Origin of the sequence: Chryseobacterium phocaeense (assembly GCF_900169075.1) — a bacterium.
GTDB lineage: Bacteria > Bacteroidota > Bacteroidia > Flavobacteriales > Weeksellaceae > Chryseobacterium > Chryseobacterium phocaeense.
In genome coordinates this window covers 1,924,182-1,946,248 of the sequence record NZ_LT827015.1, presented here as the reverse complement: position 1 = coordinate 1,946,248, position 22,067 = coordinate 1,924,182, and the positions used below count along the sequence as shown (strand labels likewise).

The 22,067-nt window shown below is 39.9% G+C and carries 20 protein-coding genes; 14 read left to right on the top strand and 6 right to left on the bottom strand.

Features of this window, described 5'->3' with window-relative positions; all coding sequences use genetic code 11:
• Positions 1-11 precede the first annotated feature (11 nt).
• From B7E04_RS15640 to B7E04_RS15630, 3 genes are read right to left on the bottom strand one after another with little or no spacing between them, the layout of a single operon-like run.
• Positions 12-359 (bottom strand): hypothetical protein, encoded by a 348-nt coding sequence (locus tag B7E04_RS15640; protein WP_062647423.1) that lies wholly within the window; start codon positions 357-359, stop codon positions 12-14.
• 5 nt (positions 360-364) lie between these two features.
• On the bottom strand, positions 365-967 hold the full coding sequence (locus B7E04_RS15635) for an HPP family protein (protein WP_080779454.1): 603 nt from the start codon (positions 965-967) through the stop codon (positions 365-367).
• Positions 967-1,872 (bottom strand): arginase family protein, encoded by a 906-nt coding sequence (locus tag B7E04_RS15630; RefSeq protein WP_080779453.1) that lies wholly within the window; start codon positions 1,870-1,872, stop codon positions 967-969. Before B7E04_RS15630 ends, B7E04_RS15635 begins: the two co-directional genes overlap by 1 nt.
• Before the next feature lie 384 nt (positions 1,873-2,256).
• Here B7E04_RS15630 and B7E04_RS15625 point away from each other — a divergent pair, with 384 nt between their 5' ends.
• The 13 genes from B7E04_RS15625 to B7E04_RS15565 all read left to right on the top strand — a co-directional run bounded on the left by B7E04_RS15625 (position 2,257) and on the right by B7E04_RS15565 (position 16,749).
• Complete coding sequence (locus B7E04_RS15625) at positions 2,257-2,589, top strand: single-stranded DNA-binding protein (protein ID WP_080779452.1); 333 nt, start codon at positions 2,257-2,259, stop codon at positions 2,587-2,589.
• 13 nt (positions 2,590-2,602) lie between these two features.
• A complete protein-coding gene (locus tag B7E04_RS15620; RefSeq protein ID WP_228439956.1) occupies positions 2,603-3,058 on the top strand; it encodes an HRDC domain-containing protein in 456 nt (151 codons plus the stop codon).
• A gap of 257 nt (positions 3,059-3,315) precedes the next feature.
• On the top strand, positions 3,316-4,668 hold the full coding sequence (hisS, locus tag B7E04_RS15615; protein ID WP_080779451.1) for a histidine--tRNA ligase: 1,353 nt from the start codon (positions 3,316-3,318) through the stop codon (positions 4,666-4,668).
• A gap of 198 nt (positions 4,669-4,866) precedes the next feature.
• Positions 4,867-5,628 carry a GntR family transcriptional regulator gene (locus B7E04_RS15610; protein WP_080779450.1) on the top strand — a complete coding sequence of 254 codons (762 nt, stop codon included), beginning with the start codon at positions 4,867-4,869 and terminating at the stop codon, positions 5,626-5,628.
• A gap of 60 nt (positions 5,629-5,688) precedes the next feature.
• Positions 5,689-9,009, top strand: coding sequence for a glycoside hydrolase family 38 N-terminal domain-containing protein (locus B7E04_RS15605; RefSeq protein WP_228439954.1), 3,321 nt, complete (start codon positions 5,689-5,691; stop codon positions 9,007-9,009).
• A 25-nt stretch (positions 9,010-9,034) separates the two neighbouring features.
• Entirely contained in the window at positions 9,035-9,979 is a 945-nt protein-coding gene (locus tag B7E04_RS15600) for an ROK family protein (RefSeq protein WP_080779448.1), read from the top strand.
• 105 nt (positions 9,980-10,084) lie between these two features.
• Entirely contained in the window at positions 10,085-11,842 is a 1,758-nt protein-coding gene (locus B7E04_RS15595) for a class I mannose-6-phosphate isomerase (protein WP_080780715.1), read from the top strand.
• A 1-nt stretch (position 11,843) separates the two neighbouring features.
• Positions 11,844-13,199, top strand: a complete 1,356-nt coding sequence (locus B7E04_RS15590; protein ID WP_080779447.1) for a sugar porter family MFS transporter — start codon at positions 11,844-11,846, stop codon at positions 13,197-13,199.
• Positions 13,200-13,352: 153 nt separating this feature from the next.
• On the top strand, positions 13,353-14,192 hold the full coding sequence (locus B7E04_RS15585; RefSeq protein ID WP_080780714.1) for a PH domain-containing protein: 840 nt from the start codon (positions 13,353-13,355) through the stop codon (positions 14,190-14,192).
• A 13-nt stretch (positions 14,193-14,205) separates the two neighbouring features.
• The gene (locus B7E04_RS15580) at positions 14,206-14,847 is read left to right on the top strand and encodes a GNAT family N-acetyltransferase (protein ID WP_080780713.1); all 642 of its coding nucleotides are present in this window, start codon (positions 14,206-14,208) and stop codon (positions 14,845-14,847) included.
• Positions 14,848-14,914: 67 nt separating this feature from the next.
• Positions 14,915-15,448 (top strand): PH domain-containing protein, encoded by a 534-nt coding sequence (locus B7E04_RS15575; RefSeq protein WP_080780712.1) that lies wholly within the window; start codon positions 14,915-14,917, stop codon positions 15,446-15,448.
• A 40-nt stretch (positions 15,449-15,488) separates the two neighbouring features.
• The gene (locus B7E04_RS15570) at positions 15,489-15,944 is read left to right on the top strand and encodes a hypothetical protein (RefSeq protein WP_080779446.1); all 456 of its coding nucleotides are present in this window, start codon (positions 15,489-15,491) and stop codon (positions 15,942-15,944) included.
• Positions 15,945-15,957: 13 nt separating this feature from the next.
• Entirely contained in the window at positions 15,958-16,749 is a 792-nt protein-coding gene (locus tag B7E04_RS15565; protein ID WP_080779445.1) for a class I SAM-dependent methyltransferase, read from the top strand.
• 280 nt (positions 16,750-17,029) lie between these two features.
• Here B7E04_RS15565 and B7E04_RS15560 read toward each other — a convergent pair whose 3' ends face one another.
• The 3 genes from B7E04_RS15560 to B7E04_RS15550 form a co-directional block, all read right to left on the bottom strand.
• Positions 17,030-17,266 carry a YtxH domain-containing protein gene (locus B7E04_RS15560; protein ID WP_062647388.1) on the bottom strand — a complete coding sequence of 79 codons (237 nt, stop codon included), beginning with the start codon at positions 17,264-17,266 and terminating at the stop codon, positions 17,030-17,032.
• Positions 17,267-17,365: 99 nt separating this feature from the next.
• On the bottom strand, positions 17,366-18,208 hold the full coding sequence (locus tag B7E04_RS15555; RefSeq protein ID WP_080779444.1) for an isoaspartyl peptidase/L-asparaginase: 843 nt from the start codon (positions 18,206-18,208) through the stop codon (positions 17,366-17,368).
• A gap of 114 nt (positions 18,209-18,322) precedes the next feature.
• Entirely contained in the window at positions 18,323-19,210 is an 888-nt protein-coding gene (locus B7E04_RS15550; protein ID WP_062650334.1) for a cyanophycinase, read from the bottom strand.
• A gap of 203 nt (positions 19,211-19,413) precedes the next feature.
• On the opposite strand from B7E04_RS15550, the gene cphA reads away from it, so the two are divergent.
• On the top strand, positions 19,414-22,044 hold the full coding sequence (gene cphA, locus B7E04_RS15545; RefSeq protein ID WP_080779443.1) for a cyanophycin synthetase: 2,631 nt from the start codon (positions 19,414-19,416) through the stop codon (positions 22,042-22,044).
• Positions 22,045-22,067: the final 23 nt, after the last annotated feature.

The window sequence follows — 22,067 nt, the reverse complement described above, 5'->3', positions numbered from 1 at the left end:
TTTTTTAGAAATTATGGTGTCTGGTTTTTTACGATCAGGATAAAATCATCTTCAAGTATTTTATAGCCGTAATCATAGATGAATCTATATTCAGAGCCGTTTTTATATACTTTCAGGTTGGTAAAATAATCAAAATCAAACCCTAAAGTATCCATTCTTGACCTGGCTATTTTTGCTTTGCCGTCTGTATTCAGTTCCAGAAGGATTCGGTAATTCTTGCGCAGCTTGTTATTCACATTGCGCATGAGGTTGGTAGAATCCTTATTCTGCTTATTATTGTAGGCATTCCGGCAGGCGTCATTGCAGAATTTTTTATCTGACCTTCCTATAATTTTTTCGCCACATTCAAGACAGTTCATGTTTTTTATTTTTTCAGTTTGTGTGGATGGCTGTGTTTTTTCTTTAATAACCGTTTGAATCTGCTGTGGGAAGGGTAGCTTCTGTTCGGGGTGATATTATTGAAGAAAAGAGCAGCCAGTAAAAGAATAATACAACCTGTCAGAACAGGAGAAACAACATACCAATAGCCCAGTTCCGGAATTTTTCCTGTGGAGCTTACCGCAATCAGGGCTGTGGCTCCTCCGGGAGGATGAAGGGTCTTGGTATACTGCATCAGCACAATGGAAAATGCTACAGCCAAAGGGGCAGATAACCAGATAATATCAGGAACGATTTTATAAACGGTAACTCCGACTAGTGCGGAAATAACGTGTCCGCCAACTAAATTTCTGGGCTGGGCCAGGGGACTCTGGATGGCACCGTAGATCAGAACACTGGATGCCCCGAAAGATCCGATCAGGAATATATTTTCGGTGGCAGATAAGGAATGCGACTGGATAAATGCAATAATCCCTATTCCTACGAATGCTCCCAGAAATGACCAGAAATGTTCTTTGTAATCTACCAGGGTTTCTTTATAGATCACGTATTTGGATACTCTCAACGTTCGTTTAATAGTCTTCTTCATTAATCTTCTTTATTTGTTATAATTTGAATTAAATTTTTCACAAAAGGTTTTGTGTACATTCCGTCTTCATCATAATCCGGATCCAGGATGGTTATTTCTATTCCAAAACATAGCGGAGAGTGAATCAATGGGATCAGGATTTCATGAAGGTTTTTATAATCAATACCTTCCTCCATTCTACTGTCTACTGCGGGCATCAGTCCGTCTTTTAAAACATCGACGTCGAGGTGGATAAAGAATCCATCAAGGCTTTTCTCTTCAACCATTTTCAGGAAATCTGCTGCCGTTTTTCCAAAACCATTTTTCCGGAGATGAGGAAGATCAAAATAATGGATATCAGATTGAACGATCTGGTGTACATATTCCTCATCGTCCGTTTCCGCATTTCCGGCGCAGAAAATATTTTCCTCCAAAAAGTAAGGCTTAAGTCCCTGAATATTGGTTAATTTTTCATGCCCTGTTCCTGTAATAATGGCGAGGTCCATTCCTGCAGCAGCTGCGGTAGAGGAGAGATTTGGTGGGATAAAATCTGTATGTCCGTCCAGATAAAACAATCCGAAATTACCAAGCTTCTTTAAAGCCAGCGCTGAGCCGATCAGGATGCTGCAATCACCGCCCAGCATAATGTGTAATGCACCTTTCTGATGATTATTCAGGATAAGATCTGCCTGTTTTTGAGCATATTTAATAATTTCATCCGCATTTAAAACACCTGATGCCTTATCAAGCTCCATTTTATATTCCGGTGCATCGAGTCTGTAAACAGTACTGGGATTGATTTTTTTGTGAAAATCAAATTTCCTGAGCCAGTCCGGAAGTTTTTTTACACCAGGCTCAGATTCATGTTCTTTTTTCTTCAGTCCGAGATTGAGAGGAAACTCAAAGATGATGATATCCCTTTTCATACAGGATGTTTCCTCAAAGATACTGAATTATCCGGTTGCAAACGGATAAAATTATGCCTAATTATGTTGTCCAAAATCGTAATCCACAAGAACTGAAATAGAAAATTAAAAGAATAATAAAAAATGATTTAAAATTTTATCTGATAATAACAAAAACTAAGTTTTTATGAATTGATAGAAAAATAAATTAGTAGTTAATCTTTTGCGACTTTCATCCAATGATGCTGTTTTTTAGGTATTTATCCGGTTACAAACGATTACAAACGAATTTAAATAGTTTATAACCGACTAAGCTGCTGCGCTGTGACCATCTTTGCAACAGAGATTTGAGAAAGACAGTGAACGTCTCTTATCTGAATTATTAATCTTAAAAATTTTAAAGCTATGTCACTAAGAAACAAAGTAACATTAATTGGTTACACAGGAAAAGAAGTAGAAATGATGAACTTCGAAAACGGAAATGTAAAAGCAAGTGTGTCTTTAGCCACCAGCGACCATTACACCAATGCAAAAGGCGAAAAAGTGGAAGAGACCCAATGGCACAATCTGATTGCTTTCGGGAAAACGGCTGAGATCTTTCAGAAGTATGTTTCTAAAGGAAAAGAAATTGCAGTTGAAGGAAAGCTTACATATCGATCGTATGATGATAAGGATGGTGTTAAAAAGTATATAACAGAAATCAGAGTAGATGAGATCTTGCTTTTAGGAGGCAAATAATCTAAAAACACAAATGATGAAAGTAAAAGTTTTTAAAATCAGACTTCCCAAAGAATTTTTGTATAAAGATCAGAAGATGCTTGATGATTTCCTGGAAGTGAATGAAATTATAAAGGTGGAGACCGCTTTTGTAAATGATGAATGTTATTGGTCCGTCATCCTGTATTTTGAAGAACTGAAAACAGTTAAAAATACAGTGAAGGAACCAAAGGCAGTAAAATATTCTGCAGAACATGATGTTTTAAGCTCCGACGAAGAAAAAATTCTAAATGCCCTGAAGTATTGGAGATCTGAGAAGGCGAAAGAACAGAACCTCCCCACTTATTTCATTGCGAGCAACAAAGAACTCATGTCTGTGGCCAAGTACAAGCCTGTAAAGAAAGAAGAACTGCTGGATATTAAAGGTTTCGGAAAACATAAGATTGAAAATTATGGTGAAGAAATCCTTGAGATTCTTGAAAGTGTCTGATTTTCCCGATGAAACAATAACAATACATCGTAAGCTGGAGAAGATTGCTTCTTCAGCTTTTTATGTTTCGGAAAAGTCCTTTCAATTCCTTATTTTTGCAAGGCCTATTAATTGATCCAAACTTAAGTGTTCTTTTAAAGCATTTTTAGGATAAACTTCAATGTAACTTAAGTGGTTTACTTTTGTACCTCTTGAGGTTTAAAGCTTTGGATCTGTTTAAGGGCAATTAATTATTATTATCATTTATCAATTATAAAATGAAGCCAAGTTTAGCAAAAGGAACGAGAGATTTTACAGCACAGGAAGTTTCCAGAAGAAAATATATCATTAATATTTTACAGAATAATTTCGAATTATTTGGGTTTCAGCCACTGGAAACACCAAGCTTTGAAAATCTTTCTACATTAACGGGAAAGTATGGAGAAGAAGGTGATCGACTGATTTTTAAAATTTTAAATTCAGGAGAGTATGCATCAAAAGTAAATCAGGAAGATTGGGACAATAAAAACCATCAGAAACTTATCTCCCAGATCTCTGATAAAGCTCTACGTTATGATCTTACCGTGCCTTTTGCAAGATTTGTAGCAATGAATCATGGTAAACTAACTTTTCCATTCAAACGCTATCAAATTCAGCCGGTTTGGAGAGCAGACCGTCCCCAGAAAGGAAGATTCAGAGAGTTTTACCAATGCGATGCAGATGTGGTGGGAAGCGAAAGCCTGCTGCAGGAAGTAGATCTGGTTCAGCTGTATCTTAAATCATTCTCGGATCTTGGAATTCCTGTGACCATTCATATGAACAACAGAAAAATCCTTTCCGGTTTAGCGGAATATGCCGGTATTACAGATAAGCTGATTGATTTTACTGTGGCTTTGGACAAACTTGACAAAATTGGAAAAGAAGGGGTTGTAAAGGAGCTATTGGAAAGAGAAATATCCCAGGAATCCATTGATAAATTAGAATTTTTATTCAACCAGTCAGATGATGCACTGGAAAATCTGCTTCAGCTGAAAGAAAAATTTGCAGCCAGTGAAATTGGTCTGAAAGGAGTGGAAGAACTGGAGTTTGTTCTTACACAATCTTTGAACCTTGGAGTAGATATGCAGAATCTGGTGTTTAATATTACTTTAGCCAGAGGTTTAGATTATTATACAGGCGCTATCTTTGAGGTGAAAGCTGATGAGGTGGCTATGGGATCCATTGGTGGCGGCGGAAGATATGACAACCTTACGGAAGTTTTCGGAGTGAAAAATATTCCGGGAATCGGGATTTCATTTGGCTTAGACAGGGTATATCTGGTGATGGAAGAGCTTAATCTTTTCCCTGAAGAAGCTTCATCGAAAATAGAATACCTGTTTGCTAATTTCGGAGGAGAAGGTGTTACAGATGCTTTAAAACTGATTATGCAGCTAAGAGAAAAAGGAACTTCAGCCGAACTCTATCCCGAAAATGCGAAACTGAACAAACAGTTCACCTATGCAGAAAAGAAAGGGATTAAAAACCTGGTGTTCTTAGGTGAAGAAGAAGTTAAAAACGGAACAGTTACTTTTAAAGACCTTGAGGCAGGAGAACAAAAGACTCTTTCTCTGGAAGAGTTTTTAGACCTGTAAAAAATATTTTAGATTAATAATCCCGTTACAGAAGCTGTCTTTTGATGATTCAAAGCAGGCATTTGTAATGGGATTATTATTTTATAAGACTGCAATTCTTTGTTGTTTCCGTTTTATTTTTACTATTCAGAATAAACTTTTTATATTTTTTATCATTCCAAAAGAAAAAATAATTACATTTGTCCTAATTTTATATGTATGAACATACCAACAAAGAATTTTACCATTGATCATAAAAGTAAGTTACCTTTACATGTACAGGTTGAAGAGCTTTTTCGTTCGCTCATCAAAGTAGAACCTTACAATAAAGGTGCATTACTTCCAAAAGAAGTGGATCTCGCGAATCTTTGGGGTGTTTCAAGAAATACAATCCGGCAGGCAACCAATAAGCTGGAACACGAAGGACTGATTGTTCGGAAAAAAGGAATCGGAACCCGTGCTGCGGAAAAGAAAAGCTTGGTAACCGGATTGGACCATTGGTATAGTTTCACGAGAGAAATGCAGGAAAAGGGAGTTGAGGTGATTAATCTGCTTCTGAAAACAGAATCAGTCAGCTCAAATGAAACAATATTTAATTTTTTTGATTGTTCTCCGGCCAAAAAGATATTCAAACTCTCCAAATTAAAAGGAGAAAATGCCGAGGAACCTATCGTGTATTTCGAAAGTTATTTTCATCCAAGGATAGGACTAAGCAATAAAGATGATTTCAATATCCCTTTGTATACCATGCTGCAGGATCATCATGGGGTAGTGGTGCATCAGTCGAGGGAGAATATCAGTGCCTGCCAGGCAGGTACAGTGATAGGGAAGAAATTAAAAGTACCGGCCGGTTTTCCTGTATTAAAGCGGGAACGTTTTGTGTATGACATCAATGGAAAGGCGGTAGAATATAATATAGGATATTACAGGTCTGATAAATTCACCTATACCATTGAAATTGCCAAGTCTTCTGAAAGTTAGATTTCATTTTTATTTATATATGTTCAAACATTCTTACATAAAACTTAAAATATAAAACTTATGAGTAACCGGTTTTTCATTTTGTTATTGCTTTTCATTGTATCTGCTCAGCATATGTACGGGCAGAAAAAAGTCCCTTTTTTTGGTAAGATAGAATCTGTAAGCGGATATGCCCGTGAGATAAGCGGCGAAAATATCAGCTATTTTTCAGCATTTCCGGAACATGCCACTCAGGCCTTACTTACACGCACCACAGATGGAAACAAAATAATAGAATGGGAAACGGCTCCGGTACCTGTAAAAACTTCCGGCCCTTATGTTTATTTCAGCTGGCTGGTATCGCACTCTTCAGGAACCAGTGGGGGAGAACGTCATTTTGATCTTTCTATTAATGATCAAAAGGCACTTACCCTTACCACACAACCAGGCAATAAGCAGTCGGACTGGATTTCCAAAGCGGCTGACAGTACGGCTTTTGTATTTCATCAGACCAAAACAGACGGTTTAAAAGACTCTTATGGCATTGCTTATTTACGGATTCCGGTTAATAAAGTAAACCCAGGAAAACCTCTCCGTCTGAAACTGACAGGGCATGCACAAAACAGCAGGGATTGGTTTATGACCTACAAATTTACATTTCAGGAAAAAATGGATGCAGTACTCACACCGTTCATACTGAAAGATGGAAGACGGGTTATAACCCTTACCACACTTCATTTTGGAAAAGATCAAAAAATAACCGCTAAAGTGAATAATCAGGAAACCTATTCCTTTACAATGCCAGATGGGGTTAAAAGTTTTGAAATTCCGGTACCGGCAAAAGAAAGTTCCGTACAGTTGAGTGTGAGCTCGGGAAAGCAGCAACTTTACATAAAAACATTGGGGGTTGAGAAAGTAGTGCCGCGGACCCTGTACTTTATTCATCATTCACATACGGATGTAGGATATTCTCATTTACAGGCGGAAGTAGAAAAAATTCACACCAAAAATATTTACGATGCACTCAAAATGATTGAAGAAACCCGTAATCTGCCAGAGGAAGCCCGTTTCAAATGGAATGTAGAAGCCCTTTGGGATGTTGAAAACTTTATGCAGAAAGCAAGCCCTGAAGACATACAGTCTTTTGTAAAAGCTGTAAAAGAAGGAAGTATCGGACTATCGGCCATGTATGCCAATATTTTAACAGGATTGAGCCAGCCTGAGGAATTATTCCACTATACAGAATATGCACAAAAACTGGAAAAAAAATATGGTTTATCTGTTAAAAGTGCCATGATGTCTGACGTACCCGGCTTTGCATGGTCTTTAGTTCCTGCATTGGCTGCCTCCGGGGTAAAATATTTTTCCAGCGGCCCTAACTATCTGGGTAAAAGCAATCCTTATCTCGGAGACCGTGTTGGGCACTTTGTGAAAAACTGGGGCGATCGTCCGGTGTGGTGGGAATCACCTTCCGGTAAAGAAAAAATATTATTCTGGACGGCAGGAAGAGGCTATTCTTCATGGCATGGAGTTCATCCCGGTGATGTTTTTGAAAACGGACAGAAAAAAATTGCAGAATATCTGGAAGACCTTACCAGAACCAATTATCCTTATGAAATGGTGCAATGGCGTTACAATATTGTAGCGGATAACGGACCGATTGATCCGTCTGTGTCAAAATTTGTAGACGAATGGAACAAAAAATATGAATCTCCAAAAATTGTATTGAGTACCAATGAAAAAATGTTTGAAACCTTCGAGAAAAGGTATGGCAACCAGATTCCTACGGTAAAAGGGGATATCAGCCCTTATTGGGAGGATGGAGCGATGTCTACGGCGAAAGAGGAAGGGATTAACAGAAACAGCAGCCTTAAATTACAGCAGCTGACCACTCTTTACTCAATGATAGATCCGGGAAAATATAATGCCGATAAATTTTATGATGCCTGGAGAAATGTGATCCTTTTTCACGAGCATACCTGGGGGGCTTTCAACAGCATTACAGCCCCTGATCTTCCCTTCGTTACCGATCAGTGGAAAGTAAAGAAACAGTTTTCATTGGATGGAAATACTCTGGCTCATACGCTGGACGAAGATCTCTTAAAACCGATTACCGGTTCTTCCTCAAAAAGCATTGCCGTATTCAATACCTCATCGTGGGCTCGAAGCGGAGCTGTAACCATTTCCGATATGGCTGATGGAAATGCTGTTCAGGATTCGAAGGGTAATCAAATTCCGGTACAGAAACTTAGTGACGGGAAGGCCGTATTCATGGCATCAGATATTCCTCCGCTGGGTTCCGCTGTATATAAAGTGATTGGAAAAGAAGCAAAAGCTGCAAGCCCGTTCGTGATCTCAGATACCCGGGTATCCAATGGAAAAGTGACTGTAGAATGGGATGTCAATACAGGAAGCATTACAAAATTTACAGATAATACTACGATAAATCATGCAGGAAATTTCAATAACCAGGGATTGAACAGCTATTGGTATATACCGGGTTCAAACCCTGAAGAAGCAGTTTCCAGCACAAATGTTAAGGTCAGAGTATTGGAGAACGGGCCGGTTATGGCTAAAGTTTCTTTAACATCTGAAGCACCTGGTGCCCGCAAACTTGAAAGAATCATCACCCTGTTTGCCGGCAGTGATGAAGTATCCCTGGAAAATATTGTTGATAAGACATCGGTCAGAACCAAAGAATCTGTGCATTTTGGCTTTCCCTTTAATACCGAATTTAAGAATATAACAGTGGATGCGGGCTATGGGAATATGAAATATTTAACAGACCAGCTGCCCGGCTCCAATATGGATTACTGGTACAGCCGCCGCTGGCTGGATGCTTCTTCAGCGAAAAAAGGAATACAGTGGATGATGATTGAAACTCCGTTAATGGAAGCTTCCGCCATGATAGACGAAAGAATGGTGATTGACAGTGCCCACAAAAGATGGAAGGATAAAGGAGTATCAGGGACTACCAACTGGTTCAGCTATGCCATGAACAATTACTGGCATACCAATTACAAAGCAGATCAGGAAGGGCCTGTGCATTATCATTATGCACTTCGTCCGCATGATGGATTTAATTCTGTAGATAACGAAAAGTCGGCTGCTGCATTTACCCAGCCTTTGATTGCAGTGAGAGCCAATGAAAAAGTATCGGCAGGAAGTTTATTTAAAATGAGCAATGACAGGATGGTGGTGACAACCGTTACCCCGCAGGAAGACCGGAGTTTCCTGATCAGATTGTATAATCCGGACGAAAAAGAACAGATTAATACTTTTATATGGGAAAAACTGAAGCCGAATAAACTTATCAATTTAAAGACGGGAAAGGCTTTGTCAGTTAATGATAGTATAAGTGTAGCCGGGATGGATGTTGTGGAAATAAAAGTGATCCCGTAATCAGCTATAAATTTAAATCAAAGCGATGTCGAAACCAGCTATTGTCATAGACATGGGAGGAACCCGGATTAAAATAGGAGTTGTAAAGGACAGTGTAATACTGGCTTCGGCCTCCATCGATGCAGATTCCGGGAATGGATTGAGAAACAGGCTTCCCTACATGGAAAAGACGGTGAAAGACCTTATGAATGAGCATAAACTTACTCCTGAAGATATGGCCGGATTAGGAATTGCTTCCCCGGGGATCATCGACAGCAATGAGAAGAAAATACTTTCCATAGACAAAAAATTTGGTGATGCTCCGGAAATTGATCTGGAAGAGTGGTGCCGGAAAGCGTTTGGCCTTCCTTTTTGCATAGAAAATGATGCCCGTGCCGCCCTCTTGGGAGAATGGAAATATGGAAGAGCAAAAAATTATGACAATGCTGTTTTAATGACGTTGGGAACCGGAGTAGGAAGTGCGGCTGTGATGGAAGGGCATCTTCTGAGAGGAAAACATTTTACAGCAGGAATACTGGGTGGGCATTTCATAATCAATTATAAAGGAGAAACCTGCAACTGTGGCAATAAAGGCTGTGTAGAAACCGAAGCCTCTACATGGAAACTTCCTTCCATCGCAAAGGAATACAGTAGTTTTTCCGATAGTAAAATTGCTCATGTATCCCCGATAGACTACGAGCTTATTTTTAAACTGGCAGGAGAAGGAGATTTTACAGCTATGGAAATACGGGAGCAAAGCTTGCAAGCCTGGACTGCTTGTGCCATTAATCTCATTCATGCGTATGATCCGGAAATATTGGTACTTACCGGAGGTATTATGGCAAGCAGTTCTTATATCATTCCTTACATCAGACAGCAAGTTGAAAACCATGCATGGACACCTTGGGGGAAAGTGAAAATTGAAGAAGCTGAATTTCCTGCCTCTGCGGCTCTGCATGGAATGGCTTATATGGTAAATAGCTCCGAATAAATGTTAACAAGGACAAAAATCAAAGTTTTTTTAAAGCTAATGTGCACTTTATCAGCAGCAGAATTTTAAACTAAAAAGACTTAAGTGTTAAACAACAGAGAATTAATGAAATCGAATTACAATAAATTTCCGGTCATTCCAATCAATGGTCACAGCTGTACAGCAGGCTGGGAAAATATCATCAGTACATGCAAAGACTACAATCATCGGGTCATAGCTATAGAATGCTATCCGGGAGTTTATGAGGACGAAATTACTTCTCAGATACAATTGCTGCTAAATCCTGAACTGATAATCAATACGGCAGAGGCAATGAAGTCAGAAGTTGAAATTACTACACTGGTCCAGCCTTATGTCACCGACGATCCTGTTTTCGGGTATATGAGCTCTCTTGAACTGGAAGATTATTTTGATGAAATAAAGATATCTGAGCTGAAAAACATAATGAAGGCTGTTGACGGGTGTGTAGCAATCATCGGGCCGGGAGCGCTTTTACTGAACCATCAGCCGGATTTAATCCTTTATGCGGATATGCCGCGTTGGGAAATACAGATGCGTTACCGGAATAATACAGCATCTAATCTCGGAAAAACAAACAATACAGATCCGTTCTCCTACCAATATAAGCATGCCTATTTTGTGGATTGGCGCGTCTCTGACCGCTATAAAAAAAGGATACTGAAAACCTGCGATTTCATATTGGATACCACTAAACCCGGTCATCCTAAAATGATCACGGTGGATGCACTGTATGATGCACTGGAGCAAATCGTAACTAGACCATTCCGGGTTGTTCCGTTCTTCGATCCGGGACCTTGGGGAGGGCAATGGCTTAAAGAAATTTGTGACCTGGACAGAAGCGTACAGAATTTTGCCTGGGGCTTCGACTGCGTTCCGGAAGAGAATAGTTTGCTGCTGGGCTTTGGAGATGAAGTAATGGAAATACCATCCTCCAACCTGGTCTTTTTTCAGTCTGAAGCCTTACTGGGAAAAAAGGTGTACGAAGGTTTCGGGGATGAATTTCCCATCCGTTTCGATTTTCTGGATACCATGGAGGGCGGCAATCTGAGCCTTCAGGTTCATCCTTTGAAAGAATATATCAGGGAAAAATTCGGGATGTCTTACACTCAGGATGAGAGCTACTATATTCTGGATGCTGGAAAAGATGCTTTTGTATATCTTGGACTTAAAGATCATGTACAACCTGAAATGATGATGAAAGATCTGGAACGTGCACAGGCTGGTCAGATAGCTTTTGAAGCAGAAAAATATGTAGAGAAATGGCCCGTCCGGAAACATGACCATGTATCCATACCTGCAGGAACGGTTCACTGTTCTGGAGCTGATTCCGTGGTGCTGGAAATAAGCGCTACCCCTTACATTTTTACTTTTAAATTGTGGGACTGGGGACGTATGGGACTGGATGGACAGCCGCGCCCTATATCACTGGAACACGGCAGAAATAATATCCAATGGAACCGTGATTCTTCATGGACAAAGGAAAATATCCTTCAATTGACGGTTTCCGTAGCAGAAGGAGACGGCTGGCGCGAAGAACGTACGGGACTGGATGCCTGGTCATTTATGGAAACCCGCAGACATTGGTTTACTAAAAAAGTGATTCATCATACGCAGGGTATTGTGAATGTTTTAAATCTTGTGGAAGGAAGGGAGGTCATTATAGAAAGCCCGGATAACAGTTTCGAGCCTTATATTGTCAGTTATGCTGAAACGTTTATCATCCCGGCTTGTGTCGGGGCCTATACTATTACTCCTTATGGCGAAAGTGAAGGCAAAGAATGTGCAACTATAAAAGCAAGCGTCCGTCCGGAAATGATTGCCGGTAAAATTTTAAACAACTGATATGAAACAGACTGGAAAATCAAATATGATCTATAAGGCCGTGCTGGTAGCATCAGTCGGTGGTTTACTGTTCGGCTACGATACAGCTGTTATTTCCGGCACAATTGGCTTTATGCGCACGTATTATCATCTGTCTGATGTAATGACAGGCTGGGCGGCTTCCTGCGCCTTATTGGGATGTCTTGCCGGTGCGATGTTCTCCGGAAAACTGAGTGACAGGATAGGACGGAAAAAAGTATTAATGATCTCTGCATTGTTGTTCACGGTTTCTTCTTTCGGAACGGCATTGGCTCCGGATCTTTCATTTTTTGTGATATTCAGGATTATTGGCGGAATGGGAATCGGGATTGCTTCCATACTTTCGCCTATGTATATTTCGGAAATGGCTCCTGCAGAGATTCGGGGGAGGCTGGTTTCAATCTTTCAGCTTGGTATTGTCACCGGAATTTTGGTGATTTATTTTGTGAATGCCTATATTGCAGGAATCTATGACGAAAACTGGAATGTTTCCCATGGCTGGAGATGGATGTTCGGTTCGGGAATTATTCCTTCCGTATTTTTTCTGTTGCTGCTTTTTACAGTCCCGGAAAGCCCGCGCTGGCTGGTTCGGCAGAAAAGATATTCTGATGCGTTCAGGATTCTCAATCTCATTCATGGGAATCAGAAAGGAAATGAGGAGCTTATTTCTATCAGACAATCACTGGAGGATACAACCCCTTTTTCATGGTCAAATCTGAATAATGTAAAATTGAGGAAACCGTTGATCATAGGTATTCTGCTGGCGGTTTTTTCACAGATCACGGGGATCAATGCCATTATGTACTATGCTCCCGAGATCTTTAAATCAACAGGGGTAGGATCGGGATCTGCTCTTTTCCAGACGATCATTATAGGAATTATTAACGTGATCTTTACTTTTGTGGCCATAAAATATGTGGATCGCTGGGGAAGAAAAACATTATTGCTGTACGGGATCACAGGAATGATTATCTGTCTGGGGATTGTGGGCTATGCTTTTTATCTGAACCAGAACGGATACATCATTCTCATTGCCATTCTCGGATATATTGCCAGTTTTGCGATGTCGCTGGGCCCGCTTACTTTTGTGGTCATCTCAGAAATTTTTCCTACCAAAGCACGCGGAACCGCAATGTCTGTCGCTACTTTTTTCCTGTGGCTAGCTGTTTTTGCGGTTTCACAAACTTTTCCTGTCATGATGGGTTCTATGGGTACTGCCAACACATTCTGGATATACATGTTTGCTGCAATTATAGCGTTGATTTTCGTGTGGAAAAAAGTCCCTGAAACCAAAGGCAAAAGTCTTGAGAAGATAGAAGAGGACTGGTGCAGAAAATAGGACTATAACTTTTGTTTTTCTTTGTAGTAAAAATGTTTTAAGAAATCAGTCATTTCAAATTGTAAAAATTACTTATTTTTAAAACAAATATTAAATGTGTACTCCATAAACAGGATTTATCCCGTCTATGTGATCAAATAGAAACATATAACCATGATGAACACTCAATGTGCTTTGTGCGGAACCCCGCTTACTTCCATGGATACGCTGCTGGGTGAAAATAAACTTTCAGATGGGGGAAGCCTGTGTAATGCATGTCTGGATAAACTGAGCAGTACCCATCAGGAGCTGCTTTATAATCTGCATTCATTCAGCATCAGTGATATTAAAAATCTTAAGGTAGGAAATACGGCACCGGAAGCAGCGCTGTCACGGGAAGAGGAAAACGAGGTAAAAAGCTTGTCCACATTCAGTAATCCTGATGAAATGCCTCATGATCTTTATAAAAAAAGACTGAAAGAGATCAAATACCAACTGGCACAGGTGGGAGCCAATCTTTCCATGTTTACAAAAGGGGAGATCAAAGAATTGCCCCGTATTCTGGCTGTGGATGAAGTGATTCTAGCTGCAACAGATGCCCAGTTTCTGAAAACGGTAGATGCAGGGATGCTTCTGGTAACCCCAAAACGGATGATTTCTGTTTCAAAAGCGATGTTTTCGCCGGTAAAAGTGAATGAATACCTCAATGAAAATATCACTGCAGTAAGCTATGTAGATCATCAGCTGTCACCGATTATTAAAATACATACCGAAGGCAAAACGGTTGATTTTGAATGTTTTTTTGACAGGCTGGATGCAGAACGGTTTTACGGATTTATCCAGAAAATCTATAATCAGGAAGAGGCTCAAAAAAAAGTACAGGAAGCAAAAGAAGCGACATCGGATCTTATTTTGGACCAGTTGGAAAAGTTGGGAAAATTGAGGGAAAACGGAATCCTGACCCATGAAGAATTTACAGAGCAAAAAAAGAAACTTCTGGATCAGCTTTCCTAATAAACAGAAACCCATGAAAGAAGCAACAACTCATGAGATTGTCGGGAAATGGCTGAAGGCCTGGTCACTATCAAGACAGGTTTCGCTTCCCGTGGAATATAAATCCGGTTTCAAAGTAGATGTAGGAGACGAAAAGCAAAAAGCCAGGTATGTGTTTTCAGAACTGAATGACGATTTTCTGGAGCTCTCCCAACAGATCGATGAGCCCTGGGTTTATCTTAAAGTATGCATCTCTCATGATCAGGTACAAAACGTGGTTCCCCGGAAATGGGACATACAGCCTCCCGGATATATGATGAAATGCTCCGGCCCAATGAAAAGTCCGGGCAGAAAGCTTGCTGACGTTTATCATCTGGAGTATGAAAAATACAATGCTGCAACCCTTGTAAAGATCATCGCTGAAAACGGCGAAACGGCTTCTTCCGGTTACATTGTGCTTATGGATGATCTTGCTGTATATGACAGGATTATCACAGACGAAAAACACCAGAGAAAAGGGCTGGGTTCCTTTTTAATGCTGGAACTTGAAAAAATAGCATTGGCTCAGGGAATTTCCAATCATTTACTGGTGGCAACAGAAGAAGGAAAAGCATTGTACGAATCCTTAGGATGGGAATTTTACAGCCATTATACATCAATAGTAATTTCAAAGTAGATTAAATTTAAACCGGATTTAAAAAAATTCAGGAAGAAATGGTAATTTAGGTACCTAAACTATTGCTATGAGTGAAATGTCAAGACTCGATGAAATAAAAGAAGAACTCGAAAAACTGGATATCAGTCCTACTATTTTTGCAAGAAAGGAAATCCGTGAACTTCCCGAAATCCTTTCCAGAACTGAAAAGATTATTTATCTGGTGGAAGGCAGGAATAAAACCACCAACCATCATATTGTTCTGGTTGCAACCGACAGACGCCTGATTTTTGTAGATAAAGAATTTATGTACGGATTAAAAGTGGAAGATTTTTCCTATGATAAAGTCAGTTCCATACAGTATGAAACCTCATTGATGCTGGGTTCCATAGATGTTCATGTATCAGATAATATTGTGGAGATCGACGGGGTTGGAAAATATGAGGCAGAACTCTTCTGTGAAAGAGTCAGGGACTTTATGGCCCGCCCAAAAGATTACATTCAGAATATACCCGAACCTACCGTTTTAGATCAGCTGGAACAACTGGGAAGATTAAAGGAAAGCGGAGTGTTAAGCGAAGAAGAATTTAATGAACAGAAGAGAAAACTGCTAGATCAGTAAATCGAAAATGAAGCCCTTGCATTTGTTGTTAACACTCATAATGGCCTGTTCCTGTACCAACCAAAAGAAAAACGACGCTTATATAAAAGAAACTGATCATCAGGTTCATTTACTTGATTCCGGCATCAGATTAAAAAAGGAAACCATCATATCAGGGATTGGAGACGGAGAGAATGACAGAACAGTATTCACTGTAAGTCTGATTTATAATCCCGGACAGCCGGAATATATAAAAATTGAGAAAAAAATTGACGCTGATTATACCTACAACAATCAGTTTTATTACATCAACCAAAAACTGGTTAAAGCGAAAATAAATAGAAAAAGTAATACAAATTCTGAAGCAGACTATTCAGCGGAATACTATCTGCAACGGAATTCATGCATTAAAACAATTAATGAAGACCCGGAGAAATCTGACTGCCGTAAAATAAAAGCCGATTCAGAAACTGCTCTTCTGGACGTATTTCCTTTACTTCCGGGAAAATTAAAATAATAAACAGACCATCATGGAAAATTATCTTGAAATCAATAAAAACTCCTGGAACGCCAAAGTAGATCCGCATCTGAAGTCAGATTTCTATTTTGTAGATGAATTCCTTAAGGGACGAAGCTCACTGAACTCAATAGAACTCGACCTGCTGGGAGATATAAAAGGGAAAACCATTTTGCACCTGCAGTGCCATTTCGGGCAGGATTCTATTTCACTCTCAAGAATGGGAGCAGATGTTACGGGAGTGGATCTCTCTGATAAGGCGATTGAAACCGCAAAAGATCTCGCCCGGAAATGCGGAACAGATACAAATTTTATCTGTTCAGATGTGTACAGCCTGCCGGATATTCTGGATCAGAAATTTGATATAGTGTATACCAGTTACGGAGTCGTGGGATGGCTTCCTGATCTGGACAAATGGGCAGGAGTGATCAGCCATTTTCTAAAGCCGGGCGGAAGGCTTGTCATGGCAGAATTCCACCCTGTAGTCTGGATGTTTGATGATGATTTTACGAAGGTGGCCTATAATTATTTTAATGAAAAACCGATTGTGGAAACCTATGAAGGCACGTATGCAGACCAGTCTGCGGATATTGTCCAGGAATATGTGATGTGGAACCATTCCTTAGCAGAGGTTCTCCAGAATCTGATCAGCCATGGAATAGAGCTGGAAGTATTCCGGGAATTCGACTGGTCACCATATCCCTGTTTCCGTCACGTAGACGAATTTGAAAAAGGAAAGTGGAGAATTCCGCAATTTGGAAATAAAATCCCGATGGTATATGCTTTGGTAGGTAAGAAAAAATAAAAGGCAGGAAGAGGGAAGAAGGGAGCTGGAAGCTACTACCAGGCGTTAATAGTAAAACCCAGCTTTAAAATTGCATGATGTATTTTAAAGAAATTAATAAAACTTTCCTTAATCAAATCAATCGAAGATTGATGCTCCTTTGCTCTCTTTAGAATATACAGTACAAGAATCAGCCTTTGCGTGAAAAAAATAAAAGCATTCACAAATAAAAAAAGTCATCACAATCCTGAGACTGTGATGACTTTCTATATATGAATGTTAAAAAAAAACTAACCTGATTTTAGCTTACTGAATCTTCAGCTTTTGTTTTAGCTTCATCTACTTTGTTCTGAACCTGGGAAGCCACTTCATTCGCTTTATTTTTCATATCATTTCCCCATTTATTCAGATTGTCTTTAGCCGTATTGATTTTATCTTTTACTGCCTGCTTTTCTTCAGGAGTGGAATTTTTGTATTTCCAATATGCTAAAGCACCAATACCTAATAGAGCTAATAAACCTTTTGCTTTGTTTCCCATGATTTCTATTTTTTAAAATTGTGTATTAAAATTTGTTACTGGTAAACATGTAAAATGCGTGCCAAAAAATTAGGACACCATGATAAAAAAATGTTAAAATTATGAAAAGACCTTAAATTCTTCACCATCAAAACTTGCAAATACCATCGTAGGATAAGAATCCTGATGATACATATTTCCGTCTTTGTCAATGGCAATAGCGCCTGCAAATCCGTCGATGGTTTTCAGTTCCTCAAAAGTCTTGTTAAAGGCCTGTTCAAGGCTCATCCCATCAGTGGTTCTGGTGACAATCTTGGCGGCTGTCGCATTGCTTACAATATCTTCTCCTACGCCTGTACAGCTTACGGCACAGATGGCGTTGGCATAATTTCCCGCCACCGTGGCTGAATCTGAAATTCTTCCGGGAATCTCAAATCCTTTTCCGCCGGTAGAAGTGGCTACAGCCAGTTTTCCGTCTTTATCAAGTGCCACACAGCCTACGGTACCTTTTCCTCCGTTAGCTATTTTGGCTTCATATTCTTTTCTTCTTTGGGGAATTTCAGTGGAGAAATTTTCGAAACCGTGCTCAGAAGCATAGATTTTCGCTCCTTTTCCTCCTAAAACGCGGTCATCTTCCCCAATCAATTCTTTGGCCACCAAAATTGGATTTTTCACCTCCTGAAGATTGATTACTCCACTCAGTTTCTGGGTTTCACCATCCATAATGGCCGCACTCATCCGGATCACGCCGTCACTTTGGATCTGCGAACCTATTCCTGCATTGTACAGCGGATCGTCTTCCAGCAAAGAAACAGCATAAGCAGCAGTCTCAAATGCAGAATGATTCTGAAGATATTCAAAAGCCTTTTGGGCAATCTGTTTCAGGGAATTCTGTTTGGCAGTTTTTACTTCATGGCTCTGATCACTTTCAGAGAAGAAACCGCCGTGGATGATTATTTTCATAGTTTGTATCTGTCAATTGTGAAAAATCAATGATCAATTTTAAAGATAAGGATAAAAATTTCAGATGGTGAAATGCCTGTTCAATAATTGACTATTGACTATTCACCATTCACATTATTTATCCTGCGGTATCGGGTTAAACTGCGAGTTTTCGATCGTAAGTTTTTTCGTGGTAAGATCATAATGATCATTCATAGACATCACATGAACCGTAAGATTATCAATGGAAATAGGTTCTCCTAGATTGATATTGGTAAGATTGGTATCTTTAATGAATCTTCCGTCTACCAGGATGACAAGGCCGGATCCTACTGCAGTCATCACATCATTGTGGATGAAAAGTCCGGTATCTTCACCAAGTCCTATCCCTAAGGTTCTCGGATTGTTCACAACAGCCTGGAAAAGTCTCCCGATTCTTCCTCTCTGTACAAAGTGGGTATCAATAATTACATTGTCGATAAGTCCAAGACCCTGGGTGGTTTTTATTTCACCTTTTAAAAGAGACTCCGAGCTGCTTCCCTGATAGATCATATTTTCAGAAGCCGCAGCAGCACCGGCAGAAGTTCCGGAGTATATAAAGTCCTGTTCCTGGTATTTCAGTAAAATAGTATCGTGGAATCTTGTACCGCCAAGGATAGACGTTAGCCTTAGCTGGTCCCCTCCAGTGAACATCACTACATCAGCGGCATTGGCTCTTGCGGCCATGGCATCAGAATTGGCTTCATCCCGGTTGTGGATATCAATGATATTTACATTTTTGGCTCCTAAAAATTCAAATGCTTTTTTATATTCCGTCCCTACAATTTGTGGGATTTGTGAGGCTGTGGTAACAATTTCGATGACAGAGTTCTCCTTGTGCTTGGATTCGTTTATGATCTTTCGCAAGATCCCTCTTTCAAAAAAGTTAAGATTTTTTTCAATATTCTGGTCGAAATCGGTTTCTGCAAAGCTTCCTTTGTTTACAGCGCCTCCGATAATAATAAGTTTTCCAACGGGTTTCATCATAGTGCACAAATTTAAAAAATAATTAACATTTAGCGAAATTCATAGCACATTTTAAATTGATTTTTAATGTTTTAGGATTGTTAATTTTTTCTTATTTTTTCTTGAGAAATCTTTAAGCGTGGTATAGTTTCGTTTAGGCTTTTACATTATCTTTGATTTCTGAAGGAGTTATTGTTAACAGATAAAAATACAAATAGATTATGAAAATTGAGAAGATACAGGCACTGCGCGGCCCGAATATCTGGAGTATCAGAAGGAAGAAGCTGATTCAGATGAGGTTGGATCTTGAGGAAATGGAAAATTATCCTACCAATAAGATCGACGGGTTTAGGGAAAGGATTGAAAAACTGATCCCATCTTTATTTACTCATAGATGCTCAGAGGGAGTGGAAGGAGGTTTTTTTCACCGGATTGAAACAGGAACCTGGATGGGACATGTCATAGAACATATCGCCCTGGAAATACAGACCCTGGCCGGAATGGATGTCGGATTCGGAAGAACGCGTGAAACAAAGTCGCCAGGTGTTTATAATGTAGTTTTTAATTATATTGAAGAAAATGCGGGAATTTATGCTGCGGAAGAATCTGTAAAAATTGCCCAGGCTTTAATTGAAGATAAAGAATATGATCTGAATGCCTGTATCCAGAAGCTAAAGGAGATCAGGGAGCGCGTACGTCTTGGTCCTTCTACGGGAAGTATTGTAGAAGAAGCTGTTTCAAGAAAAATCCCATGGATAAGACTGGGAACAAATTCCCTGGTACAGTTGGGTTATGGGGTAAATCAGCAGCGTTTTCAGGCTACCATAACCGGAAAAACAAGTTCTATTGCCGTAGATATTGCCTGTAATAAAGAATTAACCAAAAAAATGCTTCACGATGCGGCAATCCCTGTTCCGGTAGGCGATCTTGTAGTGGATGAAGAAGGCTTAAACGGAGTGATCAGAAAAATAGGTTATCCGATTGTTTTAAAACCACTGGACGGGAACCATGGAAAAGGCTCATCCATCAATGTTAATAATTGGGAAGCTGCAAAATTAGGTCTGGAACATGCCCAGAAATATTCCAAAAAAGTAATTGTAGAAAAATACATCACAGGATATGATTTCAGGGTACTGGTGATTAATAATAAAATGGTTGCTGCGGCAAGAAGAGTACCAGCCCACGTAGTAGGAGATGGTGAATTGAATCTTCAGGAGCTAATTGACAAAGAAAATAAAGATCCGAGAAGAGGCTATGGCCACGAAAACGTTCTTACGGAAATAGAGGTGGATAAAGATACGCTGGAGCTTCTTGACAAGCTGCAGTATACACTTGAAACAGTACCCCAGAAAGGAGAAGTGGTGTATCTGAAATCTACAGCCAACCTATCTACCGGAGGAACCTCCATTGATGTTACGGACATGGTACACCCGGAGAATATCACCATGGCAGAAAGGGTTTCCAAAATTATAGGTCTGGATGTCTGCGGTATCGATATTATGGCTGAAAACCTTACCCAGCCGCTGAAAGAAAGTGGCGCTGCCATTATAGAAGTGAATGCTGCACCGGGATTCAGAATGCACCTGGCCCCAAGCGAAGGTCTTCCGAGAAACGTAGCGGCTCCGGTAGTGGATATGCTGTATCCTCCGGGAAAACCTTGTACCATCCCGATTATTGCGGTAACCGGAACCAATGGAAAAACAACAACTACGCGACTGATCTCACATATTGTAAAAAGCAACGGCTACAGAGTAGGCTTCACTACTTCCGACGGGATTTATATCCAGAATACGATGCTTTCCAAAGGAGATACTACCGGACCGCTTTCTGCTGAATTCGTCTTAAAAGATCCTACCGTTGAATTTGCCGTTCTGGAAACTGCCAGAGGAGGGATTCTGCGTTCGGGATTAGGATATTCACAGTGTGATATCGGGGTTTTGACTAATATTGAAGAAGATCATTTGGGACTGAATGATATTCATAATCTGAAAGACCTTACGAAGGTAAAAAGAGTGGTTCTGGACAGTGTAAAGAAAAACGGCTGGAGCGTTCTGAATGCAGACAACGAATATTCTATGAAGATCATTAATGATCTTGACAGTAATGTTGCAATCTTCAGTATGGATGAGAACAATCCGCATATCGTAAAATTTGCCAAAGAAGGAAAGATCACCTGTGTGTACGAAGAGGGTTTTGTAACCATCAAGAAAGGTGACTGGAAAATCAGGATCGGAAAAGCCAAAGATTTCCCTATTACAATGGAAGGCAAAGCCAGATTTATGATCGAGAATGTGCTGGCAGCAAGTTTGGCGAGTTATCTGTATGGCTTTGGAATTGAAGATATTTCCAACTCTTTGAGAACTTTCATTCCAAGTGCCCAGCTTACACCGGGAAGACTGAATATTTTTAAATTCAAAAGCTTTAAAGTACTCATTGATTTTGCCCACAATCCGTCAGGATATGAAGCCATCGAAGATTATCTTAAAAATGTGGAATCTACCAAGAAAATAGGAATTATCTCAGGGGTAGGCGACCGGCGTGACGGTGATATCAGAGAGTGTGGGAAAATTGCCGGTAGAATGTTTGACCATATCATCATCAGAAATGAAAAGCATCTGCGGGGAAGAACGGAAGATGAAATCAACGGACTGATCATTGAAGGCATGCAGTCTTCAGGAAAAGATGTAAGCTATGAGATCATTCCAAAAGAAATTGAAGCTTTAAAACACGCAATGGGCATGGCTGAAGACGGAACCTTCATCACTGCATTAAGTGACGTGATTTCCAATGCCATTGATCTTGTACAGGAATACCAGGCACGGGAACTCCTTGAAGATGATAAAAATTCATAAACTCAATAAATAAACATAAAAAA